Annotated in this window: 4 protein-coding genes; 2 read left to right on the top strand and 2 right to left on the bottom strand. The window is 43.6% G+C overall.

Translation table 11 applies throughout. The features are described 5' to 3' along the window. On the top strand, nucleotides 1-185 hold a 185-nt coding region (locus ACED42_RS21615; RefSeq protein WP_371704117.1), incomplete at its 5' end, for a hypothetical protein. A 113-nt stretch (nucleotides 186-298) separates the two neighbouring features. Next, nucleotides 299-925, top strand: a complete 627-nt coding sequence (locus tag ACED42_RS21610; RefSeq protein ID WP_135443654.1) for a LysE family translocator — start codon at nucleotides 299-301, stop codon at nucleotides 923-925. A 102-nt stretch (nucleotides 926-1,027) separates the two neighbouring features. Here the strand turns inward: ACED42_RS21610 and ACED42_RS21605 are convergent, their stop codons facing one another. Beyond that, nucleotides 1,028-2,410 (bottom strand): MATE family efflux transporter, encoded by a 1,383-nt coding sequence (locus ACED42_RS21605; protein WP_371704116.1) that lies wholly within the window; start codon nucleotides 2,408-2,410, stop codon nucleotides 1,028-1,030. 215 nt (nucleotides 2,411-2,625) lie between these two features. After that, nucleotides 2,626-2,816 (bottom strand): hypothetical protein (locus tag ACED42_RS21600; protein ID WP_371704114.1); only part of this gene is annotated, 191 nt, incomplete at its 5' end.

Below are 2,816 nucleotides of genomic sequence, written 5' to 3'. Positions count from 1 at the left end.
CCCAGCCAAATATCCGTTCAGGTTCAAGCAATAATGCTTATCCGAACGGCATTAAGTCATTAGGTTCGCCTTTTGGTTTCTTAATGAAAAAGACGTTGGGCTTAGAACTAGAACTAAGTGAAGGTGTTGTGAGGAAATTACGTATGACACTTATTCAAAACATGAGTTGTGTGAATCGTTCTTAGTTAAAAACGCTGTTAGTCAAATATGCTCTTAGACAAAAACGTTCTTTACCCGAATCGGAGCTCCGTGATACGTTCAAAACTTATAATGTTGAATGATATTTGAGGGACGGCAGATGTCACTAGAAGGCGCAGTTACATTTTTTATTGCCATGTTTATATTTGGTATTACTCCGGGACCTGGCGTATTTGCGATTTTGGCTCGTGGTATGGTTCATGGATGGCGCAAGTGCATCACGCTTTCGTTAGGTATGATTTGCAGTGACCTTATTTATCTTACGCTCGCCTGCTTCGGCCTAGCGACCATTGCCGAGAATTGGTCGTTTGCCTTTGAGGTGATTCGTTACCTTGGTGCGGCGTATTTAATCTATCTTGGGTACAAGATGTTTAAAAGCCTACCTGAAGTGCAGGGCTCAGCGGAACTCGCTGCGAAGCAAAGTCAGAAATCAGAACTCGCAAGTTTCGCACAAGGCTTTTTGATTTCAGCATCAAACCCTAAAGTGATTCTGTTTTATATTTCGTTTTTACCGACTTTCATTGACCTGACGGTTTTACGTTCACAAGATATCGTCTTGGTTTCTGTTTTAGCATTTGTTGCTTTGATGTCCGGTGTCATGCTGATTGCGATGGGTGCTGGCAGAATGGCAAGTTTACTTAAAACGCCACGCGCACATAAAAGACTAAATCAAAGTGCTGGTGGAATAATGATTGCGGCTGGATCATATTTGGCGATAAACAGATAAATACAGTTCAATTTAAACAGAAAAAGCGCGTTGTTGCCTAGTGGCAGTAACGCGCTTTTTTGCATTTACTTTCCGGTGTGGTATTCGCTTACTAGAGCAGTATTAGCGAATTGCTGCGTTAATTGGAGGCAGTACATCGCGCTTCTTAATCACGAATCGCAAGCGAATTAACATCAGCGTAGCAGAGATACTTAAGCCCGTAAGAATACCAATCCAAAAGCCTTCTTCACCCATTGCAGGAACAATGTGGTCTGTTAAGCCCAACACCATGCCCAGTGGTAGTGCTAAGCCCCAGTATGAAGCGATAGCTAAGATCATCGGGATCTTAGTGTCTTTATAGCCACGTAGTGCGCCGTTAGCAGACGTTTGCAATGCATCGCTGAATTGGTACATCGCCGTAAAGGTCAACAATACCGCTGCCGTAGCGCTTATTGCAGGGTCGGTCGTGTAAAGTCTAATGATCCACTCAGGGAACAGCAGGAACATCGCAACCGAAAGCAATGAAATTAACGCTGCAACCAAGATACCGACTTTGCTGCGCTCAATCGCTCCGAGTTCGTCTTTCTCGCCTAATGCATGTCCAACACGAATCGTAATGCCAAATGAGATACTCATAGGAATCACGTAAGTTAGGCTTGAGATGTTAAGTGCAATTTGTGCCGCTGCCACGTTCTCTGCACCAATACGACCAATCATCAGTGCGATTACCGCAAAGATACTGCCACACACCGCGATGTTCATCCCGATAGGTAAACCTAATCTTAGAAGGTGAAGCATCTCTTTTGCTTTTGGTTTAGCGTCTGCAAAACTAATAATGGTTTTGTAGTGGTGATGGCCTTTAATGTAGGAATACAGCATTCCTGACATTAACCAATAAACCAAGCTTGTCGCCCAGCCACAACCCACAGCGCCCATTTCAGGGAAGCCAAACTTACCGTAAATAAGCACGTAGTTGATCGGAATATTCACCAACAAACCAACCACAGAAATGATCATCGGAACTTTGGTGTTGTTCATACCCTCACAGAAGCCATTCAAGGTGTAGAACAGGGCAATACCCGGCACACCAAAGGCGAGGGCGAACGCATAATCACTGCCAATTGGAATGATCTCAGCGGCAACACCAATCCATTCTAAGATCGGTTTCGCACTCACTAAATAAGCGATAAGTAATACGCTAGCAATTAATGCCAACCAAACCATTTGGAAGAATTCAACAGAGATACTTTGAAAGTCGCGTGCACCGCGGTGGTAAGCAACAACGGGTGTTAAGGCCATAATCACACCACGTAGTAGCAGCAATACAGGAATCCAAAGGCTTGTGCCGAGTGCAATAGCGGCGAGATCGGCAGGGCTTACTTGGCCAGCCATTGTCGTATCGACAAATCCCATCGCTTGGGTCGCTATTTGAGTCAAAATGATAGGAACCGAAAGATGCATAAGCGCACCCGATTCACGAGTAAAAGGACGAAGTTTCGTTAGCATGGAAGTTCACAACACCAATATAAATACACGAATGATGGCAGGATGGCCGGTGTGTATTTTAGGATGTGCCCCGTTGGGCGGGCGACAATATAAACACCTTACCGTATAGGGTCAAGCATTGGATTTACAGGGGCTAATTTGCTCTGGAAGAACGTCAGATTTGCATGGTGTTAGATACTGTTTCTATGTACATAACCTGATGATTTTAATGTGAATCATACTAGATAGAAAGTTTCTATATTTGCTTGTTGAATTTCAATGCGCACATCATAAGTCACTGTTATGGATGAACTAAATTTAGTACAATTGATGGCATAAGAAACTAGATAGAAAAATTCTACATTTAAATGCAGAATTTTTCTGTCTAAGAGCTGTTGAACTAAGCCGCTTCGCGGAGGGCTTTCCT

The sequence above is a fragment of the Vibrio sp. FF145 genome, from assembly GCF_041439075.1.
Lineage (GTDB): Bacteria > Pseudomonadota > Gammaproteobacteria > Enterobacterales > Vibrionaceae > Vibrio > Vibrio tasmaniensis_A.
Note: the sequence above shows the minus strand (reverse complement) of the source record. Positions and strands in the feature narration are given on the sequence as shown.